Origin of the sequence: Bacteroides caecigallinarum, assembly GCF_016902295.1 — a bacterium.
In the GTDB taxonomy this organism is placed as follows: Bacteria; Bacteroidota; Bacteroidia; order Bacteroidales; family Bacteroidaceae; genus Phocaeicola; species Phocaeicola caecigallinarum_A.
In genome coordinates this window covers 37,484-62,140 of record NZ_JACJLQ010000015.1, presented here as the reverse complement: position 1 = coordinate 62,140, position 24,657 = coordinate 37,484, and the positions used below count along the sequence as shown (strand labels likewise).

23 protein-coding genes are annotated in these 24,657 nt (G+C 42.5%); 6 read left to right on the top strand and 17 right to left on the bottom strand.

Annotated elements, in window-relative coordinates:
- Nucleotides 1-17 precede the first annotated feature (17 nt).
- Complete coding sequence (locus tag H6A27_RS06970) at nt 18-788, top strand: inositol monophosphatase family protein (RefSeq protein WP_204508114.1); 771 nt, start codon at nt 18-20, stop codon at nt 786-788.
- Nucleotides 789-999: 211 nt separating this feature from the next.
- Nucleotides 1,000-1,407 (top strand): hypothetical protein, encoded by a 408-nt coding sequence (locus tag H6A27_RS06965; RefSeq protein WP_204508113.1) that lies wholly within the window; start codon nt 1,000-1,002, stop codon nt 1,405-1,407.
- A gap of 154 nt (nt 1,408-1,561) precedes the next feature.
- Here H6A27_RS06965 and H6A27_RS06960 read toward each other — a convergent pair whose 3' ends face one another.
- The 15 genes from H6A27_RS06960 to H6A27_RS06890 form a co-directional block, all read right to left on the bottom strand.
- Nucleotides 1,562-2,938 carry an MFS transporter gene (locus H6A27_RS06960; protein WP_204508112.1) on the bottom strand — a complete coding sequence of 459 codons (1,377 nt, stop codon included), beginning with the start codon at nt 2,936-2,938 and terminating at the stop codon, nt 1,562-1,564.
- An 82-nt stretch (nt 2,939-3,020) separates the two neighbouring features.
- Nucleotides 3,021-4,706 carry a putative transporter gene (locus H6A27_RS06955; RefSeq protein WP_204508111.1) on the bottom strand — a complete coding sequence of 562 codons (1,686 nt, stop codon included), beginning with the start codon at nt 4,704-4,706 and terminating at the stop codon, nt 3,021-3,023.
- A 110-nt stretch (nt 4,707-4,816) separates the two neighbouring features.
- The gene (locus H6A27_RS06950) at nt 4,817-6,061 is read right to left on the bottom strand and encodes an ATP-binding protein (protein WP_204508110.1); all 1,245 of its coding nucleotides are present in this window, start codon (nt 6,059-6,061) and stop codon (nt 4,817-4,819) included.
- Nucleotides 6,062-6,238: 177 nt separating this feature from the next.
- Nucleotides 6,239-6,772 carry a 3'-5' exonuclease gene (locus tag H6A27_RS06945; protein WP_204508109.1) on the bottom strand — a complete coding sequence of 178 codons (534 nt, stop codon included), beginning with the start codon at nt 6,770-6,772 and terminating at the stop codon, nt 6,239-6,241.
- 170 nt (nt 6,773-6,942) lie between these two features.
- Nucleotides 6,943-7,428: a ferritin gene (locus H6A27_RS06940; protein ID WP_204403635.1), complete on the bottom strand. Its 486-nt coding sequence runs from the start codon at nt 7,426-7,428 to the stop codon at nt 6,943-6,945.
- Between the two features lie 32 nt (nt 7,429-7,460).
- Nucleotides 7,461-9,665: a sodium-translocating pyrophosphatase gene (locus tag H6A27_RS06935; RefSeq protein WP_204403637.1), complete on the bottom strand. Its 2,205-nt coding sequence runs from the start codon at nt 9,663-9,665 to the stop codon at nt 7,461-7,463.
- 586 nt (nt 9,666-10,251) lie between these two features.
- Complete coding sequence (locus H6A27_RS06930) at nt 10,252-10,725, bottom strand: DUF456 domain-containing protein (protein WP_204508108.1); 474 nt, start codon at nt 10,723-10,725, stop codon at nt 10,252-10,254.
- A gap of 196 nt (nt 10,726-10,921) precedes the next feature.
- The gene (gene galE, locus H6A27_RS06925; protein ID WP_204403642.1) at nt 10,922-11,956 is read right to left on the bottom strand and encodes a UDP-glucose 4-epimerase GalE; all 1,035 of its coding nucleotides are present in this window, start codon (nt 11,954-11,956) and stop codon (nt 10,922-10,924) included.
- Nucleotides 11,957-12,206: 250 nt separating this feature from the next.
- Nucleotides 12,207-12,806: an electron transport complex subunit RsxA gene (rsxA, locus tag H6A27_RS06920; RefSeq protein WP_204403644.1), complete on the bottom strand. Its 600-nt coding sequence runs from the start codon at nt 12,804-12,806 to the stop codon at nt 12,207-12,209.
- Nucleotides 12,807-12,825: 19 nt separating this feature from the next.
- The gene (rsxE, locus tag H6A27_RS06915; protein ID WP_204508107.1) at nt 12,826-13,410 is read right to left on the bottom strand and encodes an electron transport complex subunit RsxE; all 585 of its coding nucleotides are present in this window, start codon (nt 13,408-13,410) and stop codon (nt 12,826-12,828) included.
- Nucleotides 13,411-13,429: 19 nt separating this feature from the next.
- Nucleotides 13,430-14,071, bottom strand: coding sequence for an RnfABCDGE type electron transport complex subunit G (locus H6A27_RS06910; protein ID WP_154044788.1), 642 nt, complete (start codon nt 14,069-14,071; stop codon nt 13,430-13,432).
- Nucleotides 14,068-15,057 carry an RnfABCDGE type electron transport complex subunit D gene (locus H6A27_RS06905; RefSeq protein WP_154044787.1) on the bottom strand — a complete coding sequence of 330 codons (990 nt, stop codon included), beginning with the start codon at nt 15,055-15,057 and terminating at the stop codon, nt 14,068-14,070. The genes H6A27_RS06910 and H6A27_RS06905 overlap by 4 nt, the downstream gene beginning before the upstream one ends.
- Nucleotides 15,058-15,081: 24 nt before the next feature.
- Complete coding sequence (rsxC, locus tag H6A27_RS06900) at nt 15,082-16,419, bottom strand: electron transport complex subunit RsxC (protein ID WP_204508106.1); 1,338 nt, start codon at nt 16,417-16,419, stop codon at nt 15,082-15,084.
- A gap of 36 nt (nt 16,420-16,455) precedes the next feature.
- Nucleotides 16,456-17,391, bottom strand: coding sequence for a Fe-S cluster domain-containing protein (locus H6A27_RS06895; RefSeq protein ID WP_204508105.1), 936 nt, complete (start codon nt 17,389-17,391; stop codon nt 16,456-16,458).
- A gap of 17 nt (nt 17,392-17,408) precedes the next feature.
- The gene (locus H6A27_RS06890; RefSeq protein WP_204508104.1) at nt 17,409-17,837 is read right to left on the bottom strand and encodes a SoxR reducing system RseC family protein; all 429 of its coding nucleotides are present in this window, start codon (nt 17,835-17,837) and stop codon (nt 17,409-17,411) included.
- 552 nt (nt 17,838-18,389) lie between these two features.
- Here H6A27_RS06890 and H6A27_RS06885 point away from each other — a divergent pair.
- From H6A27_RS06885 to H6A27_RS06875, 4 genes are read left to right on the top strand one after another with little or no spacing between them, the layout of a single operon-like run.
- Entirely contained in the window at nt 18,390-21,137 is a 2,748-nt protein-coding gene (locus tag H6A27_RS06885) for a DEAD/DEAH box helicase family protein (RefSeq protein ID WP_239469591.1), read from the top strand.
- Between the two features lie 10 nt (nt 21,138-21,147).
- Nucleotides 21,148-21,423 carry a KilA-N domain-containing protein gene (locus tag H6A27_RS06880; RefSeq protein ID WP_420867846.1) on the top strand — a complete coding sequence of 92 codons (276 nt, stop codon included), beginning with the start codon at nt 21,148-21,150 and terminating at the stop codon, nt 21,421-21,423.
- Entirely contained in the window at nt 21,411-21,548 is a 138-nt protein-coding gene (locus tag H6A27_RS15570; RefSeq protein ID WP_420867845.1) for a hypothetical protein, read from the top strand. Before H6A27_RS06880 ends, H6A27_RS15570 begins: the two co-directional genes overlap by 13 nt.
- 17 nt (nt 21,549-21,565) lie before the next feature.
- Entirely contained in the window at nt 21,566-23,605 is a 2,040-nt protein-coding gene (locus H6A27_RS06875; RefSeq protein ID WP_204508103.1) for a site-specific DNA-methyltransferase, read from the top strand.
- 3 nt (nt 23,606-23,608) lie between these two features.
- Here H6A27_RS06875 and H6A27_RS06870 read toward each other — a convergent pair whose 3' ends face one another.
- Both H6A27_RS06870 and H6A27_RS06865 read right to left on the bottom strand, forming a co-directional pair.
- Nucleotides 23,609-23,782 (bottom strand): hypothetical protein, encoded by a 174-nt coding sequence (locus H6A27_RS06870; protein ID WP_204508102.1) that lies wholly within the window; start codon nt 23,780-23,782, stop codon nt 23,609-23,611.
- A 118-nt stretch (nt 23,783-23,900) separates the two neighbouring features.
- Complete coding sequence (locus tag H6A27_RS06865; RefSeq protein WP_204508101.1) at nt 23,901-24,530, bottom strand: hypothetical protein; 630 nt, start codon at nt 24,528-24,530, stop codon at nt 23,901-23,903.
- Between the last annotated feature and the right edge of the window lie 127 nt (nt 24,531-24,657).

The window sequence follows — 24,657 nt, the reverse complement described above, 5'->3', positions numbered from 1 at the left end:
TTAATAAAGAAAAAATTATGATATCACTGGATAAACTTAAGGACATAGTAATGAACGCTTCGGAACTGATGGTAACCGAAGGATTTGACATTTCGAGCAAGGAAGGATATTCAAATATTGTTACATCATCGGATATAGCAGTACAGGATTACTTGTGCAAGCATCTGGCAGAGGCAATGCCGGGCAGCGGATTTCTTTGTGAAGAAGAGGATATGCATGATGCAAACCATGAATACACATGGATTATTGACCCGATAGACGGAACTGCCAACTATAGCCGTGGGATAGCAGAATGTGCCATCTGTGTAGGGTTGAAACACAATTCGGACATGATTATGGGGGTTGTATATCTTCCGAGGACAAAAGAAATGTTCTATGCAGAAAAAGGCAAAGGCGCTTATCTTAACGACCGGAGAATACATGTTTCCGACCGTACTTTCGGAAATGCCATAATGTGTACCGCCCTGCCGGTCTATCATAAAGAATATGCCGAAATATGTTCCGGAATAATACGCGAAGTGTTCGGAAAGTGTAACGACATCCGCCGCTTCGGGGCTTGTGCTCCAGAACTGTGCTACCTGGCTATGGGAAGATGCGAACTGTATTTTGAGTATCTGCTGAGCCCATGGGACTTTGCTGCCGCATCACTGATACTTACAGAAGCGGGCGGAGTGATTTCTGGTCTCGACGGTAAACCTCTTGACTTTATTTCTCCATGCGGAGTAATAGCCGGAAACAGCGCGGAAAATCTGAAAGAGCTTTTCACCATCATACAGAAACACATCTGATAAATCCAACATACAGGTGTCTGACTGCAGAAAATGCCGACCAATTCAACCGTGATTTTGGTCGGCATTTTCTGTTTTGTACATCATATAAATCATCAAAGCACTGATAATCAAGGCATAGAGTTCCGGCTTTGTGCATCAGAATATCATTATCGTCCTACAGAATCTATTTATCTTTGCCTACGGAAACAAAAACAGAACCGGACTTGATATGAAAAAATCATTATTAATCATTATTGCAGCCACAAGTATATCATCGTGCTGCACTGTATTCACAGCATCGAAACAGAACGTAACGTTTATGGCTCCAAACGGAACAAAAATTTATGATGCAGAGACTAATATAAAAATAGCTGAAGTGGAAAAAGAAAACATAGTAACCACAAAAATAAAGAAGAAAGTTTCGGACAAACAGCTGATTGCACGAAAGGATGGCTACTCTCCTACTCCTTTCATGCTGGAAACGGCCTTCAACCCCTCTTCTTTATGGAACATACTTTTCTGGCCGGGATTCCTGGTTGACCTGGGTACGGGAAAGATGTTCAAATGGGATAATACTATAATAAATCTGGAACTGGAACTGCGACAGGAACCGAAAAATAAAAAGAAACTAGACTAAACTTAACTAAACTGTATCTTTAAAAACTGACTGCTCAAAAATTTAGGGTTAAAGAATATCTGTAAGGTACGGATACAAAAAATCCTGCTTCCATTTTCTAAATAACGGAAGCAGGATTTTATTTTGTCAGAATACGGAAAACCGAATTCGTGAATTATTTGATATTTGATTCTTCAAGCTTATATCCGAATTTCTTGTCGGCCACTTTAAGAGCAAACGCTACCAACAGAGAAAGTACGGCAAAGCCTGTGAAAATACACATCGGGAGTGTATAATCGTATGAATTAGTACCAGCAGCAGTCTTTCCTGTGATGCAATAATTATCAAGAACAAAACCAATAAGAGTAGGTACTCCCCAAAGACCAATGTTCTGGATAAAGAATATGAGGGCGTATGCTGTTCCAAGCTGATGTGCAGGGAATATCTTAGCTACTGAAGGCCACATTGCCGACGGTACAAGCGAGAATGCTATGCCAAGAATTATCATAAGGATAATAGCGATGTATGAACCTGTAACGAATGGCAACGCATAAACGAAATGTACAAATATCAACATCGCGGCACCGAACATCATTATACTTGCGGCTTTACCTCGCTTATCGACCATTCCTCCGAATACCGGTGTCAGGAACAGGGCTCCAAGAGCAGGAAGTCCGGCAAAGAAGCCTGCCACGTTTTCGTCAATACCATATTTTGTTATCATCAGCTCTGAAGCAAACTTCTGGAACGGGAATACGCATGAATAGAACAATACGCAAAGCAAAGCAATAAGCCAGAATCCGGGATTTGAAAGGATTGTAGCTACGTCCTTGAAAGAGAACTTTTCATTGTCGGCAGATTCGTCCTTGATTTCTTCCATCTGTGTGTCAAGCTTCTTGTCGAGTACAGAGAATGAGAAGAATGCTATCATACCGCCTACAAGGCACACAAGACCGATAAGAACCGGTGTTGTAAGCTCGAACGAACGTGCCACAGGGATGGCAACGGCGTATGCAGCCTGCGAACCTACACGTGCAAGAGCAACCTGTACGCCCATAGCTGTAGCCATTTCCTTGCCACGGAACCACTTGGCAATCATCTTTGTGACGGTGATACCTGCTACCTCTGCTCCTACTCCAAATACTGAATATCCGGCAGAAGCGACAAAAACATCGGCCTTATATCCAAGGATCGTATCAGCCGTTCCTACCATACTTGTCATTGCATAGTATTCAAGCCATGTACCTACCACCATAAGTATTGTGGCAAGCTTTCCGGTGAAACGTATACCGAAACGGTCAAGAATAAGTCCTCCCCATATAAGCATCAGGCAGAACACATTCAGGAAGCTGTAGGCACCTGTATAGATACCGAAATCGCTACTGGTCCATCCCAGACCGTTTTCTGACGGTGATGCCTCAAGCATACTCTTGAGAGGCGCTACCACATCGTTCACATAATAAGCAGCCATCATTGTGAAGGCTACAATAGCCAGAGCACCCCAACGCATGCCCCACGAATCGTTTAACTTTTTCTTTACCTGTTGTGTCATTTTTATGTATATCTATTTATTATTTTTCAAAAAAACGATGCAAAGATACACTTTTTCTTGCATTCAGGAAACAAATACACATTTATGCCAACGATAATATCAACAGCTGTGCCGTGAGTACGCGAAGGAACATTGTGAGCGGATAGACAGTGGCATAACCTACTGCAGGCGCATCGCACGATGTCTGGTCGTTGGAAAAAGCAAGTGCGGGCGGATTGGTTGTAGCGCCGGAAAGAACACCTATCAGTGTATAATAATTGAGCTTGAATGCATATCGTCCTACCAATCCTGCTATAATTAAAGGTACAACTGTGATAATAACTCCGTAGCCAATCCATACATATCCTCCGTGATGTACTATAGTATCGACAAATCCGGCTCCAGCTCCCAGACCGACACAGGCAAGAAACAGCGAAAGACCTATCTCGCGGACCATCAGATTAGCACTCATGGTAGTGTAAGTGATGAGCTTATACTGCGGACCGAAACGGCTTATCAATATAGACACAATCAGCGGACCTCCGGCAAGACCTAACTTGACAGGCTGAGGTATGCCCGGGAATGCAAAAGGAATACTTCCAAGAATACATCCTAAAGCTATACCAAGGAAAATAGGTATCAGATTCGGATGGTTAAGCTGTTTAAGTGAGTTACCAAGAACCTTCTCTGCCTGACCTACAGCCAGTTCATTACCTACTATCATCACACGGTCGCCTATCTGTAGCTGCAGGTTGGGCGAAGCCACAAGGTCCACACCGGAACGGTTTACTCTGATGACATTGGCCCCAAAACTGTTTCTTATCTTAAGCTGTGAAAGCAACTTACCGTTTACTTCGGAACGGGTGATAACGACGCTTCTTGTCACCAGGTCAGTTTCTTCTTTTTCCCAGTTCATCTCTACCTGACAACCGATAAATGCTGTAATGGCATCGATATCTATAGGTGCGGAAGTCAGAAGAATCCTGTCGTTAAGATGCAACACAGTATCTGCGCCTGCCATTTCTACCGCTCCTGTAGAAGCATGGTATATATGCGAAACGACGAAATATCTCTTCACAAGTGGATGTATCTCACGCAGTTGTTTACCTATTACAGACTCGTTATGAACCTCAATCGTTATCGGTCGGACAGTGAGTTCCTGAAGATGTCCTGAGCCACGCTGGGCATCGGCCTCTTCTTTGTCAAGCTTGACACAGAGAACATATCTCAAGCCCCAAAGAGAAAGAATACAGCCTATTACACCAAGCGGATAGGCTACCGCGTATCCAAGAGCAATCTCAGGAGCATCTATGCCATTGAGGTCGCTGTTTGCCTGCTGTGCGGCACCGAGTCCCGGTGTATTTGTTACGGCTCCTGAAAGGATACCTACCATAGTGGTGATAGGAACTCCTGATACAAAATGAAGTACTATTGCCAGAATAACACCCGTAAAGACAACCGTCATGGCTACCATATTAAGCGTCAGCCCTCCTTTCTTGAACGCTGAAAAGAAACCTGGTCCCACCTGAAGACCAATAGAATAGACAAACAGTATAAGTCCAAACTCCTTAAGGAAATGAAGCAGATGTTCATCAAGGTTCATATTGAAATGTCCGAAGATAATTCCTACGAAAAGTATCCATGTGATACCCAAAGAAACACCAGCCACCTTTACCTTACCAAGCGCAATACCTATCGTTATCACCAGCGACAAAATAAGTACGGAGTGCGCCACTCCCCCTCCCCATAAATTGGGATAACCCATAAACAGGTTTTCAATCAATTCCATAATTTTAGTTTTTATATTGTATTAAATTTCCATAGATTCTAAATTACGGGGGGCAAAGGTAGTAACAATATCTATATAAAGAGAATATTTGTGGAATAGAATTATTTAATTTAAAACTCTGTTATTGGAACTACATCTATTTTATATCCGTCCTTCTCTATTGTGCGTTTATCACTATAAGTCACTATAACAAGATTATCACACTTCAATTCTCCGGCACACTCAATAATACCATCCACTTCCCGCTTTTCCGTTTTAGGACTGCTCATGTCATAACATACCTGGACAAGACGTAATATGCGAGTACCCTCACGAAGTACAAAATCGACTTCCTTATCATTCCGTGAACGATAATAAAAGATTGTTTTCTCCACATCATAACCTCGACGAACAAGTTCTATGAAAACCTGATTTTCAAGCAATCGTCCCAAATTGTCACTTAAAGAAAAAGCCTTTGATGCCACAAAACCATTGTCAACTACATATACTTTTCTTGGAGCCTTTTTCATCAACCTAAGTTTATTATTATAACGTGACAAATAATAGAAAAGGTATGGTTCATGAAGGTAGTCCATATATTTCTTGGTAGTATTGACACTTGAGAAGTCAAGTTCATAAGTCAATTCATTAGCACTGACAGGATTACAGAAATTAGAGACAAGATACATGGCCAAATTGTTTAAATCTGCCACATTACGGACATTATGACGTTTAGCCACATCTTTCCATATGATGGAATCAAATAACGTGTCAAGATAATTGCGAATCAATTGACGTGAAGCAACTACTTCCGGATAACCTCCATTCCTCAAATAGTCATCTGTCAGAACAAGGGACTCTGTTTTGTGTTCTGATTTCAGATTATGCAAATCAAGATTGTTCCAATTGAAAAACTCTTCAAGACTGAAAGGCAACATCTCTATCTGGAGATACTTACCTGTCAATACTGTAGCCATCTCACTGCTGAGCATTCTGGCATTACTGCCCGTTATTACGAGATTTTTTCCCATTCTATATAGTTCACTGACCCACAAATCCCACCCATCAAGGTTCTGAACTTCATCCAACAAAATATATTCATAGCCGGGATAAACATCATCCAACATCCGCATAACCAAATCCGAATCCCAGGCTTCCAGTAATTGATAACTATCGAAGTTCAAGTATGCAAAATTCTTGTCACGCAGCATTAATAATGCCTGAGTTGATTTTCCCACACGTCTTGGCCCTGTTATCAACTTAATCAGATGACTGCCCAATAACGATTCTGTATCTTGGAGGGTCTTGCGAATCAAATACGGACGAGACATTAGCTCATCACGCTCTTTGCGTTGGTTCAGAATGATTGTTTTCATCTTCCAGATTTTTATTCGAATTCGAATACAATATTAATACTTTTTACTCAAAAATCATTGCTTATTGCACAAAATATATACTATTTTATGCAGTATAAAAATATTATTGAACAAAATCAAATCAGAAAGCCCGAATAATATCAGTTTAGATACAAAATCCGACCTAATAATAAATGATTAGTAACTGAATGTTTCTGTACTCTCCAGCTCCCTTAGAAACAGTCTGGCACACATTTCCGCATCATTACCTGCTCGGTGGTGCATACCCTGCTCAATACCAAGCTGCGCACAAAGATAATCCAGTGAATTACATCCAAAGGAGTAAATCTTACGGGCCATCTGCAAAGAACATATCCATTTCAGTTCGGGCAGATGAATGCGGTAAAGCTCAGCAGAATGCTGCAAACAGCTTCTGTCGAAAGGTACATTATGTGCCACAAAAGTGTCGAACTCATCAAGATAGGTCCGTTCTATCTCTTCCCATACCTGACGGAAATCCGGGGCATTCTCTGTATCCTGCGGACGTATGCCATGTACCTTTATATTCCAATACTGATAATAGTTGTCTTCCGGACGTACCAGCCACGAGCGAGTCTCTGCTATTTCTCCATTTCTTACCACACAGATACCAACCTCGCATATTGAAGCACGTTTGGAAGTAGCGGTCTCAAAGTCTATTGCTATGAAATTTATATCTGACTTGTCGTACATGATTATCCTTGATTAAATAGTCATTATTAAATTGTATCTCAAAAATACATTATAGGCATGAAATTAACAAATATAAAATATGTAGTTCAATATATAAAAAACAAAAAAGTGCTGCAACTTTGTCACTCTGACAAAATTGCAGCACTAAAATTATCTGCGTAGTCTATAGATTACTTGCGCTGTCCCAATTTATCATCCAGATAAAGGATACCTGAGTGGTCGCCGCAACGTTTCAACTTGTCAACGATACCCTGGGCTGTAGCTTCTTCTTCAACCTGTTCGCGGACATATCCCCACAAGAAATCCTGTGAAGCTTTATCTTTAACTTCTGAAGCGATGTTTACGAGTTCGTCAATAAGCTGTGATACATGGCATTCGTGTTTGTAAACATGTTCGAATACTTCAAGCGGGCTGCCCCATCCTTGAGGAACAACATCAATCTTGTCAACCTTAGCCTCACCACCACGTTTCATCAGGTAGTCAGCCAGATTGTATGCATGGTCAAGTTCTTCCTGTGACTGCTTTTTCATCCATGTAGCAAATCCGTCGTAACCTTCTTTCTGAAGATAGAAAGACATTGAAAGATAAAGATTAGCCGACCACATTTCGGCAGTAATCTGCGCATTGATTGCGTTCTGTAGTTTTTCTGAAATCATAGTTTATAAATTTAATATATAAGTTGACTATCTCATAGCAAACTCCATGCCACCGTCAATCCTGCCATTACTATTGCTACCATACTCATAAGCTTGATTAGTATGTTCAGACTCGGACCGGATGTATCCTTGAAAGGATCGCCCACTGTATCGCCAACAACCGTGGCACGGTGTACCTCGCTGCCCTTACCTCCGAAATTACCTTCCTCAACGTATTTCTTGGCATTATCCCATGCTCCTCCGGCATTAGCCATAAATACAGCAAGCACAAAACCTGATGACAATCCTCCGATAAGAAGACCTATCACTCCGGAAACTCCGAAAAGTAATCCGGTAACTACCGGAGCTATTATAGCGAGTACCGACGGAAACACCATCTCGCGCTGTGCTCCCTTAGTGGAAATCTGTACGCAACGCGCATAGTCGGGTTCTGCCTTACCTTCAAGTATTCCTTTTATCTCGCGGAACTGGCGGCGTACTTCTTCTACCATGTGGGCAGCTGCGCGTCCTACCGCATTCATCGTAAGACCGCAGAACAAGAATGCCATCATACTGCCTATGAACATTCCAGAAAGTACTTTAGGATTCATAAGTGTTACATCGTAGTATATCATGAAATCGGTAAATGAAGCTTCATGTATTGCTACGCTGATCCCACTTGGCAGTTCAAGTACGGTATTGCCAAGACGTTCAAGACCTATTCGTATTTCTTCGATATACGACGCAAGAAGGGCCAGTCCTGTAAGAGCAGCAGAACCTATGGCAAACCCCTTACCAGTGGCGGCTGTAGTATTGCCCAGCGAGTCGAGGGCATCTGTACGCTTGCGGACTTCTTCGCCCAAAGCACTCATCTCGGCATTTCCTCCTGCATTGTCGGCTATAGGTCCGTATGCATCAGTTGCAAGTGTTATTCCAAGCGTAGAAAGCATTCCAACCGCTGCTATGCCTATTCCATAGAGTCCCATTCCGATGTTTGACAAATCGAATCCAGAAGCAAGCCAATACGAAAGAATTATTCCGGCCACGACAGCTATCACCGGTATGGTGGTTGAAACCATTCCGAGACCAATACCGGAAATAATAACCGTGGCAGGACCTGTCTTGCCGCTTTCGGAAAGTTTCTGTGTAGGCTTATACGACTGAGAGGTGTAATACTCAGTAGAACGACCTATAATGATACCAACTATCAGACCTACTACCACCGCAAAAGATATGTTTACCCAGTTCTTCATATCAAGAAGCCACAATATGAGAAATGTTGCTATCACTATAAGTATTGAACTGAGATTTGTCCCTACAGAAAGAGACTTAAGAAGCTCCTTCATACCCGCATCCTCGCGAGTACGTACAGCAAATATTCCAATAATTGACAATATGATACCCACTGCGGCAATAAGCATCGGCGCTATCACAGCCTTGAACTGCATCTCTGTATCGCCCGTACCGATGAATGCCGCTGCTCCAAGTGCCGCTGTGGCAAGGATGGAACCGCAATAAGACTCGTAAAGGTCTGCTCCCATACCGGCTACATCACCAACATTGTCGCCCACATTATCGGCTATCGTGGCAGGATTACGCGGATCGTCTTCGGGGATTCCCACTTCAACTTTACCTACAAGATCGGCACCTACATCGGCTGCTTTAGTATATATACCTCCTCCTACTCTGGCAAACAGGGCTTGAGTAGAAGCTCCCATACCAAATGTAAGCATTGTGGTGGTAATCATACATAGTTTTGCTGTAGGATTGGAAGAATCGGCATCTATAACTTTGTCAAGGAGCAGATACCAGAAAGAAATGTCGAACAGACCAAGACCTACCACAACGAGTCCCATAACTGCTCCGCTACGGAAAGCCACACGCAATCCTTTGTTGAGTGACGTACGCGCCGCATTGGCTGTACGAGCAGAAGCGTATGTTGCTGTTTTCATTCCCAAATATCCGGAAAGACCGGAGAAAAATCCACCGGTAAGAAAAGCTACAGGCACCCAATGGTTCTGGAGATTGAATCCGTATGCCATGATAGAAAATAAGATTACCAGCACTATGAATACCATGGTTACTACCTTGTACTGCTGTTTGAGATAAGACATGGCTCCCTGACGCACATGTAATGCTATCTTCTGCATCTGTGGAGTCCCTTCACTTTCCTTCATCATCTGCCGGTAGAAATACCATGCAAGTACCAATGCCAGAATTGAGGCTATGGGCACTATCCAAAATAAACTTGTTTCCATAAGGTTATGATTATAAGATTAATAGCTTTTGCCAATAAATATAAGTATTTATTTTGGAATTTAAGAATATTTGCCGGATTATCGCATAATAATGTAACAAAAAGGCACAAAAAAGGCGTCATCCAGTTACCATGAATGCCGCCGACCATCTAAAGAACCCCCCAATTAAGGGTTCTTTTCATCTTTGGTTTTTCAAGTGTTACGTTATCCCTAACCTTTTTTCTTCTTACCTGGTTTTCCTAAAACCTATTAAAAATCTAATCCCTAAATCCTGAAAACTAATTAATCTCTCTCTTAACCTTAATCCAAAAAACCAATTCCTTGAAAACCTCTTTACCTTTTAAACTAATAACTTTAACCTAATACCTTAAAAAATTACCTTAAGTCTAATCTAATACCTTAATATCTTTTGTGTTATTTACTTCTAATTAAGTCTTATTGGTTTCACAACCACGATGCAAAGGTAAGGGTTTAATTGATAAAAACATTGTTGAAGAACATGTTTTTATCAAAAAATATAGTTTTCTTGATTTATATCAGTTCAAAGTATATAAAACACGCTTTATGATAACAAAAAGTGCATTAATTATATAAATGAACGTACAAGAAGTACAATAAAATACATGCATAAAGCAAGTTTCATTACTGTACCTAATAGAAATCCCAAAAGAGCGCCTGCACCTGAACGCAATGCGGACTTAATGTCTGCATCTCCGAATAGTTCACCGACCATTGCTCCCAAAAACGGCCCAAGAATTAATCCCCACGGAAGAAAAAACAATCCTATAACAGAACCAATGAACGCTCCCCAACTACCCCATTTGGTTCCACCGCTGTATTTACTTCCAAGCACCGGAATAAAATAGTCTATAATCTGAGCTATTATAACCAAAAGGAGTAAAACTATGATTTGGGTAGCAGAAAACTGTATTTTATCAGTGAAATGGAGTAATAGAAAACCTATATATGACAAAGGTGGACCTGGAAGTGCAGGAAGAATACATCCCAACAAGCCGACTAACATAAATAATGAGGCAAGGATTATCAATAATATATCCATATCAGAAAAATTTAAGCATGTTACAAAAAAAGCTGCTCCCCGACTCACGTCGAAGAACAGCCACAACACAAACACAAAATAAAACACGACAAAACTACTATTTGTATCTGTGAAAAACACAGACTTACATACCCATATTCACATACAGTCATGTAATTATATAGTTTTATTACGTTGTCAAATATATATTTCTTAATTACATAATGCCTTTTTCGCGCAAGTGTACCTGCCAGTTCCATGCAGAACGCAGTGTGTCTTCGATAGAAGTTTCAGCTTTCCAGCCCAATTCATTGTTAGCGTATGAAGGATCTGCCCAAACCTTAACGATATCACCTGCACGACGAGGAGCAATCTGATAGTTCAACTTAACACCAGTAGATGACTCAAACGCATTGATAAGTTCAAGTACTGACAAACCGCGACCTGTACCTACGTTGAACACTTCTGCGGATGCTTTCTGCTTACCTTCAAGGATACGGTTCATTGCTATTACATGAGCCTTAGCCAAATCCACTACATAAATGTAGTCGCGGATACATGAGCCGTCAGGAGTATCATAATCATCACCAAATACACTAAGTTTTTCGCGGATACCCATAGCAGTCTGAGTAAGATATGGGATAAGGTTCTGTGGAACTCCATTTGGCAATTCACCGATAAGTGCAGACGGATGTGCGCCTATCGGATTGAAATAACGAAGCTTGATAGCCTTGATAGGAGAACCGGAAGCTATTGTATCGTCAATGATTTCTTCGTTTATCTGTTTAGTATTACCATATGGAGATTCTGCCTTCTTGATTGGAGCTGCTTCTGTTACAGGCAATACGTCAGGCTGACCATATACTGTACATGATGATGAGAAGATGATTCCTTTTACACCATGCTTAGGCATGAGCTCAAGAATATTGATTAATGAAACGATATTGTTGCGATAGTAAAGCAAAGGTTTCTGTACAGATTCGCCAACAGCCTTGCTTGCCGCAAAATGAATAATACCTTCTATACCTGGATATTTAGTGAAAACTGCATCCATACCTTCGTAGTCAAGACAGTCAACTTTCTCGAATGCAGGACGGATACCTGTAATCTGTTCGATGCTGTCAACTACATCTGCTCTTGAGTTTGATAGATTATCAACAATGATTACTTCATAACCGCTGTTTTGCAACTCTACTACTGTATGTGAACCGATATATCCAGTTCCTCCAGTCACAAGAATTCTTTTTTTCATAATTAAATGTTTTATAGCTATTGTATATATGTTTAAGAATTATTTTGAGCAAAAATAATAAATAAAATTCAGAATTGATTCAAATCAAAGGAAAACATACAAAAAAATCCGGTATCAGCAGTGATACCGGATTTTCTGGAATTTATTTATGCTGAAGTTAAAGAAGTTACCAAAGAAGAAGTTAAAGGAATTAGGGACTTAGCTTAACTTCTATAACTTCTATTATAACTTCTATAACTTCAAAAATCAATTAAATTCCAAACAAAGCAGCAAGACCTTTATCAACACCAGAAAATCCCATGAATGCCATAGCCAATAAACCTGCTGTTACAAGGGCGATAGACATTCCCTGCATACCCTTTGGTATGTTTACCATACTAAGCTGTTCGCGGATACCGGCAAACACGATAAGTGCAAGAGCAAATCCCAATGCTGTTGAGAATGCGTAAATGACACCTGTCAAGAGATCGAAATCATTCTGAATGACCAAAATCGTAACACCAAGAATACAGCAGTTGGTTGTGATAAGAGGCAGGAACACTCCCAATGCCTGATAGAGCGATGGAGAAACCTTCTTGAGGATAATCTCAACCATCTGCACCAATGCCGCGATGACAAGGATGAAGGCTATGGTCTGAAGATATCCCAAGCCGAAAGCATCGAGGACGAACTTCTGGATGACATAAGTAACGATAGTCGCAAGAACCAACACGAATGCTACCGCAGCACCCATACCCATAGCTGTTTCAACTTTCTTTGATACTCCCAGGAAAGGGCAGATACCAAGGAACTGTGACAACACGATGTTGTTCACAAATATAGCTGTAATAAATATCAATATATATTCCATATAAAAAGTCTTTTAAGGGTTATGCTTTCTTCAAGCGGTTTACAATAGCAATCAGATAGCCCAATACGATGAAGGCACCCGGTGCAAGAACGAATATCAGCATACCGTATTCTTCCGGCATGATTGCGATATTGAAAATCTTGCCTGTTCCGAGAAACTCACGTACTGCGCCAAGCAATGTCAGCGCGATAGTGAAACCAAGTCCCATACCAAGTCCGTCGAACAGTGAAGCTATAGGATTGTTCTTTGCAGCAAAAGCCTCAGCACGGCCAAGAAGGATACAGTTCACCACGATAAGCGGAATGAACAGACCCAAAGTAGCGTAGAGGGCAGGAACGTATGCCTGCATTACCATCTGCAATACTGTCACGAATGATGCTATGACCACGATGAAGATAGGAATACGAACCATGTCAGGCACAAGTTTCTTGATAGAAGAGATTACAATGTTTGAACAGATAAGCACGAACATTGTAGCGAGTCCCATACCCATACCGTTGATGGCAGAAGATGTTGTACCCAAAGTAGGACACATACCCAAAAGGAGAACGAAAGTAGGATTTTCCTTAACGATTCCGTTCATCAATACTTTAAAATTATTCATAATCTTACTCCTCTCCTGTTTATTTGTTTTCTACATTTTCAGTTTTCTCTTCGGCAGCAGCCTGCTGAGTTGCACCGCTTGTACCGTCAACATGCTGGTTCTTGTATGCGCCGTATGCGCTGTTCACTGCAGCAAGGAATGCTCTTGTAGTGATAGTAGAAGCAGTGATGGCATCTATCTGACCACCGTCCTTCGACACAACCAAAGGAGCTTCGCCAGGATTCTTGCCTGTGATATCGCCTTTGGCACCTTTCTTGAACCAGTCGGCAGCCTTGGAACCCAGTCCCGGAGTTTCTGCGTGGCTCAACAATGAATAGTCGATGATGTTTCCTTCAACATCGAAACCGACAAGGACTTTCAGTTCGCCACCGAATCCCATAGATGAAGATTCTACTGCAGCACCTATAAACTCGCCACCTTTTGTAGCCTTGTAAATCTTGTATGAAACACCGTCAACATCTATTGTTTCTGGTGCTTCGGCAGGGTTATTATCGAACCCAGGAACTACCACTGCTATAGCGTCGCTCAATGTCTTTGCATTGGCCTGTGCTATAGGTTCAGCAGTCACCTTATTCACCCAGCCCAATATTGCTCCTGCCACTACAGAAAAACCTGTAAGCGCGAGAGCCATATTCTTCAATGATGATTCTAGCTTTTTCATTTCTTTACTACCTCCCCGAATCTTTTAGGTTTGCAATAAGTATTGATCAGCGGAGTGAATGCGTTCATGATGAAGATAGCGAACGACATACCTTCCGGATAGGCACCGAAAGTACGGATAAGTACTGTAAGGAAACCTATGGCAATACCGTAAATAATCATGCCTTTGTGGTTCATAGGCGATGTAACATAGTCTGTAGCCATGAAGATGGCACCCAGCATAAGACCACCGGTGAACAGATGAGTCAATCCGTCGGCATATTTGGCAGGGTCAACCAAGTTCAGCAATGTAGCGAATACGAACACTGTAGCGATGATTGATACAGGGATATGCCATGTGATGATTTTCTTCCACAACATATATACCAGACCGAGCAACAATGCCAATGCACTGATTTCACCGATACATCCAGGGTTGTTACCGAGGAACAGGTCCATAGTAGAAGGAAGCTGTTCGAGAGCAGCAGCGTCACCGTTTACAGCCATTTTCATAAGAGCGAGTGGAGTAGCTGCTGTTTCTGCATCTGTATAAGCTGTAAGCTGACCAGCTACCGGCCATGAAGTCATCTGTACAGGGAAAGAGATAAGCAGGAAGATACGTCCAACCAATGCAGGGTTGAAAGGATTGCATCCCAGTCCGCCGAATGTCATCTTACCGATACCGATTGCTACAAGGGCACCGATGATGATAATCCACAGAGGAAGGTTTGACGGAAGGTTGAAGGCAAGCAAAAGACCAGTAAGTGCTGCCGAGCCGTCAAGTATGGTTGTACGTTCGCGTTTCAGAATGAACTTGGTAATCGCCCATTCGAAGAACAAGCACGCTGCAACAGATGTGAGCGTAACGATTACAGCCCCAAGACCGAACATATAGAATGACACGAGCAAGGCAGGTATCAAGGCTATGATTACACCGTACATGTTTTTCTGTACGCTGTCGCCGCTGTGTACATGGGGTGATAAAGATACTATTAATTTATTAGCCATAGTTATTCGATAAATTTCGATTGATTATTTTTTAGCATTGCGTGCACGGATAATCGCACCTACTTTGCCTTTACCTAAACGGATATAGTCAAGCATAGGACGGCGTGAAGGACATGTGAACTGACATGAACCACACTCTATACATGACATAATCATTTCTTTCTCTACGCGTTCCCAGTCACCATGAGCAGATGCTGTCGCAAGAAGGAACGGCTCAAGTCCCATAGGACATGCGCTCACACATTTTGCACAGCGTATACATGGCATAGCCTCTGCACGCGAAGCTTCCTTGTCGTTCATCAGAAGAACGCCTGAGCTACCCTTGCAGATAGGAACTTCAGTGTTGGCAAGTGCCTTACCCATCATAGGACCACCACCGATAACCTTTCCTGTATCCTCAGGCATACCTCCGGCAGCTTCAATAAGCTGGCTCATCGGTGTACCCATACGAGTGAGGAAGTTTGAAGGGTTCTTCAGTGATTTACCTGTCACTGTAACCACACGTTCGAACAAAGGCTTGTTCTTCTGAACAGCTTCGTAAACAGCGTATGCGGTACCCACATTCTGAACTACGGCACCTACATTGATAGGAATTGCAGGAGGAGCAGGAACCTGACGGCCGATAACAGCGTCGATAAGCTGTTTTTCACCTCCCTGAGGGTATTTAACTTTCAGAGGAACTACTTCAATGCCTTTGTACTGGGCAGCCTTTTCTGTCATCAGCTTGATGGCATCAGGCTTGTTGTTCTCAATACCGATGTAAGCTTTATCTACCTTTACGGCTTTCATCAGAATCTGTACACCTACCAGGATTTCATCTGCTTTTTCAAGCATCAGACGGTGGTCGGCTGTAAGATAAGGCTCACACTCTACTGCGTTGATGATAACACATTCAGCCTTGCATCCCGGAGGAGGAGTAAGCTTGACATGAGTTGGGAAACATGCACCACCCATACCTACTACACCTGCGTTCTTGATTTTGGCTACTATTTCTTCCGGAGTAAGGTTACACTCCTTAACCAGTTCTGTACTGCGGTCGATTGATTCTTCCCATTCGTCACCTTCCACGTCAATGAAGATAGCCGGTTTGCGGTAACCGCTGGCATCGATAACGCTGTCCACCTTGTTCACCTTTCCTGATACTGAAGAGAAGATAGCAGCCGAAACGAAACCACCTGCATCGGCAATCTTAGTACCAACCTTCACTACGTCACCTTTCTTAACGATGGCTGTAGCCGGTGCGCCTATATGCTGAGACAAAGGGAAAACAGCCTGTTTGGGGAGGGCAAGCGTTTCTATCGCCTTGCCTGCCGACAACTTGTTTTCTGCCGGATGGACTCCACCTATTCTAAATGTTTTCACGTTTATATCGTTTAATATTGTTACTAATCGGATTAATTATGCTTCTGCCTTTGGAGCTTCCTGTGCAGGAGTTTCTGCTTTAGGAGCTACTGTCTCTGCCTTTGGAGCAGCAGTTTCTGCTTTAGGAGCAGTTTCTTCAGCAGGTTTTGCCTTTCTTGGAGGGAAGTTCACAGCGATGATAGCATTCTGAGGACATTCCATCTCACACTTGCGGCATGACTTACATTTTGCAGGGTCGATGTAAGCAAGATTGTTTTCAAGAGTGATAGCCTCGAACGGACATACCTTGACACATTTGCCGCAACCGATACATGCAGCAGCACAAGCCTTGCGGGCAACAGCACCCTTATCCTTGTTGACGCACTGAACGTAAACACGGCGGCTGTTCTTACCCTTAGGACGGATTTCGATGATTGAGCGAGGACAAGCCTTGGCACAAGCACCGCAGGCAGTACACTTGCTTTCATCTACTTCAGGAAGTCCTGTTTCAGGATTCATCTTTATGGCACCGAATGTACAAGCCGACACACAGTCGCCACAGCCAAGACATCCAAACGTACATCCAGTCTCACCACCGTAGGTAGAATTAGCTACTGCGCATGAGCGCACGCCATCGTACTGAGTAAGTTTAGGACGGTTGGCACATGTACCGTTACATCTCACTACAGCTACCTTAGGTTCCGAAGCGGCAGCTTCAAGACCAAGAATGGCAGCTACTTTCTCCATTGTAGGCTGTCCGCCTACAGGACACAGTTTACCTTCCAGCGAACCGGCTTTGACACATGCGGCAGCAAAACCAGAACAACCGGGATAACCACATCCACCGCAGTTAGCCTGAGGAAGCACTTCGCTTACCTGAGCTATTCGCGGATCTTCGTACACAGCAAATTTCTTAGATGCTGCATACAGAATTACAGCTGCAACCAAGCCAATGGCTCCCAATGAAATTACTGCAATTAAAATTAAATCCATAAATTAAAGTTAGTTTATTAATTATTTAATGTTTCCAATGTAAAAGAGAATGTACGACTGATTTTGTTCCTCATCAGATATATTATTATATAATAAGGTATAAGGGTGCACAAAGAGACTAAAGCAGATGTAGCCTCATCGCCATCTGTAATTCTCATAGTAACAAACAAGGCAGCAAAGAGTACGACGAAAGGCAATACAAAAGCCAGTAAAACAGCCTTCATACCCATCGAAGTTGTGCCACACACCATTACCTGCTGCCCTACCGAACAACAATCCGCACTTTCCTTATCATGTATATCGATTATTTTTTCCTTGGTTTCGGAAACATTACAGTGACTTTTAGCACTGCACGACGAGCACGCCGAACTCTGAAGAATCTTGACTCTAACGTGAGAGCCGTCTATGCTTTCCACAATTCCAAGGTGTTTTATATTATTATTCATTTTGCAAACCACACATTACAAATACGAGGCAAATGTACAACAATTTTTCAATACCCGTTATCGCTAACGAGATTTTTTTTGTAAAAAAAATCCAATTCAGAAGCACGTACAGAGCATTATGATTAAAAAACACAAAAAAGAGCCTTATCCAATGAATAAAACGGCAATGATACCGTACGTTTTGAGGATAAAGCCCTTTTAATATCAAGTATCAAATATCAAGTATCAGATACGATAAACGTTCAAACTTAGCGTAACACGTATGTGTAACTCGTGGAACACGTTCGTGCAACGAGCGTAACACGAACGTGACGCGTGCGTGACACGTACGTGTTACGGTTTATTTCTCAGTTCATTTCATAAAATGAGACAATAAATATTTTCATTATTACATATTATTTTATATTTTTGACAGCTAAAAGAAAAAACAAAACCGATACTCCTATATACACATTATGTTTTACAGACTGATACAGAAAAAGTGCGATGAATGGATGAAGTCGCCGGATTGCACCATCCGCAAACTTATACAATATATATAGAAGGAACAAGATGCGAGATGCGCAAATCGAGGCAATCAAGATATATCTGTTTCTGAAAATAGCCTGCGGCAACCGTCCATTGTGGAAGCTATTCATCGAAGGACGCTTCAACAGTCTTGACTTCAACAGCATGGAACTTACCGTGGAAGCACGTAAGGTCCTTACCACGAACAAGGCAGCCGCAGCACTGATGGAATATTCACTACTTACTGACAAAGACGGCAACCAGCTCGCCCCTGAAATGGAAAAAGTAATCAGGCAGCAGAGTGAAAACATAGATTACGAAGAAACATTCAAACAGATATTCTACGGAGTAAACTATACAGACTATCTTTTCAGTCTGCCAATGGGCGCCGGAAAGACTTACCTGATGGCAGCATTCATATACCTTGACCTCTATTTTGCCATAAACGAGCCTGAAAACCCCGCATTTGCACACAACTTCTTGGTGCTTGCACCCTCCGGGCTGAAATCGTCCATCATACCAAGTCTGAAGAGCATACAGGAATTCGACCCTACATGGATAATACCTGAGCCTACTGCCTCAAACCTCAAGAGGATGATAAAATTTGAAATCCTCGACGAACAGAAATCGGCAAAAAAGAGCAATCTGGTAAGAAACCCGAACGCCCAAAAGATAAACAACCACCAGCCGCTGGATGACCTTATGGGGCTTGTGGCTATAACCAATGCCGAGAAAGTCATTCTCGACCGGATAGGCAAAGACGAAGACCCTGCATTGTTCGACAAAGAGGAGTTGGCCAAAATACGCATTGCCAACGAATTGCGCGAAATCATCGGACGCATACCTCACCTGTCCGTCTTCATAGACGAAGTTCACCACGCTGCCGACGGCGAGATAAAACTGCGTCAGGTGGTGGAAGAATGGACCGTACAGCATTCATTCTGCGGAGTATTAGGCTTTTCGGGCACTCCATATCTCGAAAAGGCTGAGAAGGTGACTTTGGCAGATTCATTTGTGATAAAGAACACCGACCTTTCCAACGTGGTTTACTATTACCCTTTGATACAGGGTGTAGGCAATTTTCTGAAAGTGCCGGAAGTGAAATTTGCGGACAATGATACGGAAACCATAGTAAGAAACGGAGTGAAAGAGTTCCTCGACAGATACCGCGACACAGTGTATGAAAATGGCACGTGTGCCAAACTTGCCATATACTGCGGACAGATAGAAACGCTTGAAGAAACTGTCTTTCCGCTCGTAAGCAGCATTGTTTCAGAATATGGTTTGAACCCTACGGAAACCATACTCAAATATCATGGCGGAAACAAGTCATACCCTCAACCGGAAGACTCGGAAACGGAATTTGCATCGCTCGACACGGATTTCTCCTGCATACGCATAGTACTCCTTGTACAGATAGGCAAGGAAGGATGGGACTGTAAAAGTCTGACAGGTGTCATTCTTCCACAGAAAGGTGTATGCCCCACGAATATGGTTCTGCAGACCAGCTGCCGATGCCTGCGCCAGGTAGTAAAAAATGCTGACGAGACCGCGCTGATATGGCTGAACAAATTCAATGCCGACACACTGAACAAACAGTTGAAACAGCAACAGAACATATCATTGCAGGAACTGAACCAAGGGAAGCATAAGAAGCAGATTATGATAGAACGTTTTGCGAGAATCAAGCTGCTGGATGTCCCGCCAATCGACTTCTATCAGCTAAAGGTATCATATCAGACACTGACGACGGAGGAACATCCGCACACCGATGAAAAGCTGGCAGATGAAAAAATCTTTACAGAAGCTGATGTCACCCTAATCCACCGTCAGGACTTGTCCGGCAATATATTAGGACATTATATGGCGGAAACAGAGGAAGGAGAATACATATCTTTCCGCCGATGGCTGTATCTGATAGCGAAAGAAAGCTTCAGGACACTGACTCCGGAAAATCTGAAAAGACACGAGGAAGCTCTCAGAAAAATTTTCGAACGTATAACCGTCAAAGATGAATCTGGCAATACGCGATATGACAGCAGGTATGACCAAACCGACATCCGTTCGCTCATACGCAAGGCTTTTGTCCCGAAACGTGACTTCACAGTCAGAGAGGAGATAGTTCCGTGCGAGGCGAAACTGCTGCATATTGAAGATCATGTTTCACCATTCCCATTGGAAAAAGGCAAGCCTTTCTATCCATCGCAGGAAGATGTACAGGTCATCATGGACTGGGACAAGGATACTCAAAAGAAGGTTTTGTCGCCCGAAGAGCTGGCACTGATGGAAAAAATCAAACAAAAAGGATTTACAGTCCCGGAACTGTCAGACCCACATCCCGAACGCAAACAGACATACCACTATCTACCCTACCGTTTCGACAGCGGACTGGAACGTGAGTTTTTCAAGGATTCAATCTTGCCGTACCTGAAAGGCAAGCCACTAGAGATATATTTCAACGGCGATAGCTCGCTGACCGAATTCAATATAAACTGCTACAAGCAAGTCGGCAAGGAATGGAGATATATAGGGAAATACACACCCGACTTCCTTCTGCTCAGCCGTAAGGACGACGGCAAAATCCATCGCATCATCATCATCGAAACTAAAGGCGAGGGATTTGCCGCCAAGTTTGCCGACCGCAAGAAGTTCATGGAGACGGAGTTCATACAGAAGAACAACGAGCGTTTCGGCTACGAACGTTTCCACTTCCTTTACCTCGAAGACACACAAAGCAAAGAGGAAAGGGAGAAACTGACAATAAAAACGATAAAAGAATTTTTCAAAATATAGACTTTTTATAATGGCAAAAATAACAGTTCAAAACACAGAGATAACTATTCTTAAACTGGAAGAACAAGATTATATATCTCTAACTGATATGGCTTCTGCCAAAGGGAACGACAGCCGCTCTGCCGATGTCATTAAAAATTGGATAAGAAACCGTTATACCATCGAGTTTCTCGGTACTTGGGAAGTTATCCACAATCCGGATTTTAAAGTGGTCGAATTTGACCACTTTAGAAAAAGTGCAGGTTTACCATCATTCGTACTGAGTGCATCAGAATGGAAAACCTAAACGCTCTATTCATTGAACAAGGTATTCCGCAATGTGAGAGACTTATCAAACTCAACCAAATAGCCATCCACCAGATGTGTATATTGGAAAATGCGGACAGCGAGAACAGACAATTATTGAAATAATACAAACAACTATCCCTATGGCTATAAAATATATACCCTATTTCCCAAATACATTGGAAGGTCAGGCTGTGCTTGACAACTTTATACGCACAAAACGTGTACTGCGCTATAACGGCAATGACGCTGTGACCGAACATATCCGTCGCGGAATGCCTCTCTATGAAACCGAACTTCAGGAGCGTGTCGGTAAAAATGAAAACGGCAATCTTGTGCTTCGCGGAGAATGCCTTTCCGCATGCGCTTATCTGAAAGATAAAGGTATAACAGTCGATTTGGTGTACATCGATCCTCCTTTTGCGAGTGGTGCCGACTATGCCAAAAAGGTGTATCTGCGCCGTAATCCTAAAGTAGCGGAAGCTATCCGCCAGGCTGAAAGCGAACTGGATATAGAGGAACTGCGTTCCTTCGAGGAAAAGATGTATGGCGACATATGGAACAAGGAAAGCTATCTGAACTGGATGTATGAAAACCTGATGGCTATAAAGTCGGTGATGAGTGATACTGCAAGTATTTATGTGCATCTGGACTGGCATATCGGGCATTATGTAAAGATATTGATGGATGAGGTGTTTGGGGAGGATAATTTCAGGAATGAGATTATATGGAAAAGATTTAATTTTCACGCTGATGCCGGTAGATTTGGAGCTGTTCATGAAACTTTATTCTTTTACAGTAAATGTAACGAATATATCTTCAATAAAGTTTATGTTCCGTTTGAAGAGGAATATACATTAAGTCGTTTCACAAGCAAAGATACAGACGGACGCCTATATTTAACAGATAACCCTACAGCTCCGGCACATGGTAAAACTGGTTCACCAATGTATTTTGGTGATAAGTTAATAGCCCCTCCTGCAGGCAGTATGTGGCGTTTTAATCAAGAAAATATAAATAAAATGATGGAGGCAGGGAGAATCGTTTTTACAACAAATGGAATGCCACGTATTAAAAGATACCTAGATGAGCTTGAAGGTAAGGTCGTTCATTCTATATGGACAGATATATTTCCAATAAATTCACAAGCTGACGAGCGCGTTGATTACGCCACTCAAAAACCCGAAGCCCTCCTTGAACGAATCATCAAAGCCAGCAGCGACAAAGGCATGATAGTGGCAGATTTCTTCGGAGGCAGTGGTGTAACAGCAACTGTAGCTAACAAATTAGGCCGTAAGTTTATCCATACCGACATAAACATCAACAGCATTCAGACCACACGCGACCGCCTTTTGGCAGCCAAAGCAGAATTCGACATGTTGGAAATAAAAGACGGTGTATCGCTCTACCGTAATCCCGTTCAGACTATGGAACGCCTGAAATCACTCATCGTCGGACTGAGAAACGAAGATGCCCTGGACGAATTCTGGGAAGGCAGCATTATAGACACCAAATACGGAATGACACCTGTCTATCTGCCAAATCTGATGGACAGCTCTACCCGCATGCTGGACAAAAATCTTATGAACGAAATCATCCACAAGGCCATACCTGACTTGCCGGACGAAACAAAACGTGTAATCATTTATTACATAGACATAGACGACCCGGAAGAAATTCAGCGTTTCATTAAGGAGCATGGAAATCCGCTTATCGAAATAGAACTACGCGACCTGAAACAGGTTTTGGATAATGTAGTGGCAGAGGACTATGCAGAATGGAACATATCGGAAGCCCGTGACGGTCTGTTCAACGCATGGAAAGTGGAAATCATCCAGTTCCAGAGCGACCGCGTAATACGCAAAATAGAAGAGATAAACCAGAAGAACCAACTTCAGGTTCTCCAGCAAAAAGCCAAAGGTAAGGAAAAGACATTCGTTCCTATAATAATCAGCGATGAAGGACTTGAAACAATAGAATGGATAAGCCTTGACTGTACCTCAGCTGAAAAAGACGCACCATGGCAAAGCGACTCTGAAATAAAGATAGACAAGTCTGGCTATGTCATCAGGAACGGAGTAAAGACCACAGAATACTGGGATGCCTGCATCATCAGCGAGCATAAACCGTTGCGTATGAAAATCCGCAACATCTGCGGTGACGAAACAGTTTTTGTGATTTGACAGTCAATAACAAAGTTTTTTTTCGTCTATTGCTAATTTCTCGTTGAAGAATGCCTGACGGTTAAAGTTTGCGTCGAATTCATCGGCTGCTTCAACCTTGATATCCTTCAGTGTCTTGCGGATGTACTGATCTATGCGTTTCTGCAATTCTTTGTTTATATCGGTTGGTGTTGGCATATTATTTATTTAGATATAAGTACAAAAGAACATATTTCTTTGTTTATTAAGGAATTAATCGTATATTTGCAATGGTGCTAAGCCGAAAGGCCGTGCGCCCCCTTCCGGCAGGTCTGATTTATTTCAGGTCTGCCGGTCGTATTTTAAATCCGTCGGTCAGAATTTCTTCACGGTTCAACATAATGTCTTTACCGTCGCGAACAATAGTGACTGACCGGATATTCTCACATCTCCGCACACGTGAACGCAAGGCCGCTGTCACATCTTCCCACGGTATATCAGTATCCAGCCATAGCACAATATTATCAGCTTGTTTCCTTCCGTCACGAATTAGACGGTCAATAGCATTCACTGTAGGAGTGGAAGCCATTTTGTATTCCTGTTCTATCTTCAATGTGCGATTATAACTGTCTGCGCTTTTCCTGTTTTGTGGATTATCAAGCAAATCAATCGAATATCCGTGCTTTTCAGCAAGATATGTTCCTATCCTGATATTTTCCTCACGTTCATGTTTTCCATGACCTTCGTGGATGCGTAAATATCCAGCTTTTGTAGGTACTGTCTTATAACGGCTGTTCATTTCCCTTACGACCTTGCACGCCTGGCACAGTTCGTTATCCGGAACTTTTGCGAGCTTGATGCTGTCTCCTGAATACGGACATTCCTTGCATCTGCTTATGGTATAGGCATTGCAGGCAGGGTTTGATTGGGGTGTCCCATTGCCAAAGTCTGAAAAAAAAACAATCAATCCGCTTTCCTGTCATTAAAACATAAAAGCGGATTGATTGTTTTCTGTCGTCTTTTATCTTAATCGAAGAATATCACTTACCTCTGGTGCAGGTGCATATTAATCCTAAAGGTGGTCTTCAGCATGT

What these genes read in the sequence shown, in the direction of transcription:
- H6A27_RS06970 (WP_204508114.1), top strand. Translation starts at nt 18, where the DNA reads ATGATATCACTGGATAAACTTAAGGACATAGTAATGAACGCTTCGGAA.
- H6A27_RS06965 (WP_204508113.1), top strand. Translation starts at nt 1,000, where the DNA reads ATGAAAAAATCATTATTAATCATTATTGCAGCCACAAGTATATCATCG.
- H6A27_RS06960 (WP_204508112.1), bottom strand. Translation starts at nt 2,938, where the DNA reads ATGACACAACAGGTAAAGAAAAAGTTAAACGATTCGTGGGGCATGCGT.
- H6A27_RS06955 (WP_204508111.1), bottom strand. Translation starts at nt 4,706, where the DNA reads ATGGAATTGATTGAAAACCTGTTTATGGGTTATCCCAATTTATGGGGA.
- H6A27_RS06950 (WP_204508110.1), bottom strand. Translation starts at nt 6,061, where the DNA reads ATGAAAACAATCATTCTGAACCAACGCAAAGAGCGTGATGAGCTAATG.
- H6A27_RS06945 (WP_204508109.1), bottom strand. Translation starts at nt 6,772, where the DNA reads ATGTACGACAAGTCAGATATAAATTTCATAGCAATAGACTTTGAGACC.
- H6A27_RS06940 (WP_204403635.1), bottom strand. Translation starts at nt 7,428, where the DNA reads ATGATTTCAGAAAAACTACAGAACGCAATCAATGCGCAGATTACTGCC.
- H6A27_RS06935 (WP_204403637.1), bottom strand. Translation starts at nt 9,665, where the DNA reads ATGGAAACAAGTTTATTTTGGATAGTGCCCATAGCCTCAATTCTGGCA.
- H6A27_RS06930 (WP_204508108.1), bottom strand. Translation starts at nt 10,725, where the DNA reads ATGGATATATTATTGATAATCCTTGCCTCATTATTTATGTTAGTCGGC.
- galE (WP_204403642.1), bottom strand. Translation starts at nt 11,956, where the DNA reads ATGAAAAAAAGAATTCTTGTGACTGGAGGAACTGGATATATCGGTTCA.
- rsxA (WP_204403644.1), bottom strand. Translation starts at nt 12,806, where the DNA reads ATGGAATATATATTGATATTTATTACAGCTATATTTGTGAACAACATC.
- rsxE (WP_204508107.1), bottom strand. Translation starts at nt 13,410, where the DNA reads ATGAATAATTTTAAAGTATTGATGAACGGAATCGTTAAGGAAAATCCT.
- H6A27_RS06910 (WP_154044788.1), bottom strand. Translation starts at nt 14,071, where the DNA reads ATGAAAAAGCTAGAATCATCATTGAAGAATATGGCTCTCGCGCTTACA.
- H6A27_RS06905 (WP_154044787.1), bottom strand. Translation starts at nt 15,057, where the DNA reads ATGGCTAATAAATTAATAGTATCTTTATCACCCCATGTACACAGCGGC.
- H6A27_RS06895 (WP_204508105.1), bottom strand. Translation starts at nt 17,391, where the DNA reads ATGGATTTAATTTTAATTGCAGTAATTTCATTGGGAGCCATTGGCTTG.
- H6A27_RS06890 (WP_204508104.1), bottom strand. Translation starts at nt 17,837, where the DNA reads ATGAATAATAATATAAAACACCTTGGAATTGTGGAAAGCATAGACGGC.
- H6A27_RS06885 (WP_239469591.1), top strand. Translation starts at nt 18,390, where the DNA reads ATGCGAGATGCGCAAATCGAGGCAATCAAGATATATCTGTTTCTGAAA.
- H6A27_RS06880 (WP_420867846.1), top strand. Translation starts at nt 21,148, where the DNA reads ATGGCAAAAATAACAGTTCAAAACACAGAGATAACTATTCTTAAACTG.
- H6A27_RS15570 (WP_420867845.1), top strand. Translation starts at nt 21,411, where the DNA reads ATGGAAAACCTAAACGCTCTATTCATTGAACAAGGTATTCCGCAATGT.
- H6A27_RS06875 (WP_204508103.1), top strand. Translation starts at nt 21,566, where the DNA reads ATGGCTATAAAATATATACCCTATTTCCCAAATACATTGGAAGGTCAG.
- H6A27_RS06870 (WP_204508102.1), bottom strand. Translation starts at nt 23,782, where the DNA reads ATGCCAACACCAACCGATATAAACAAAGAATTGCAGAAACGCATAGAT.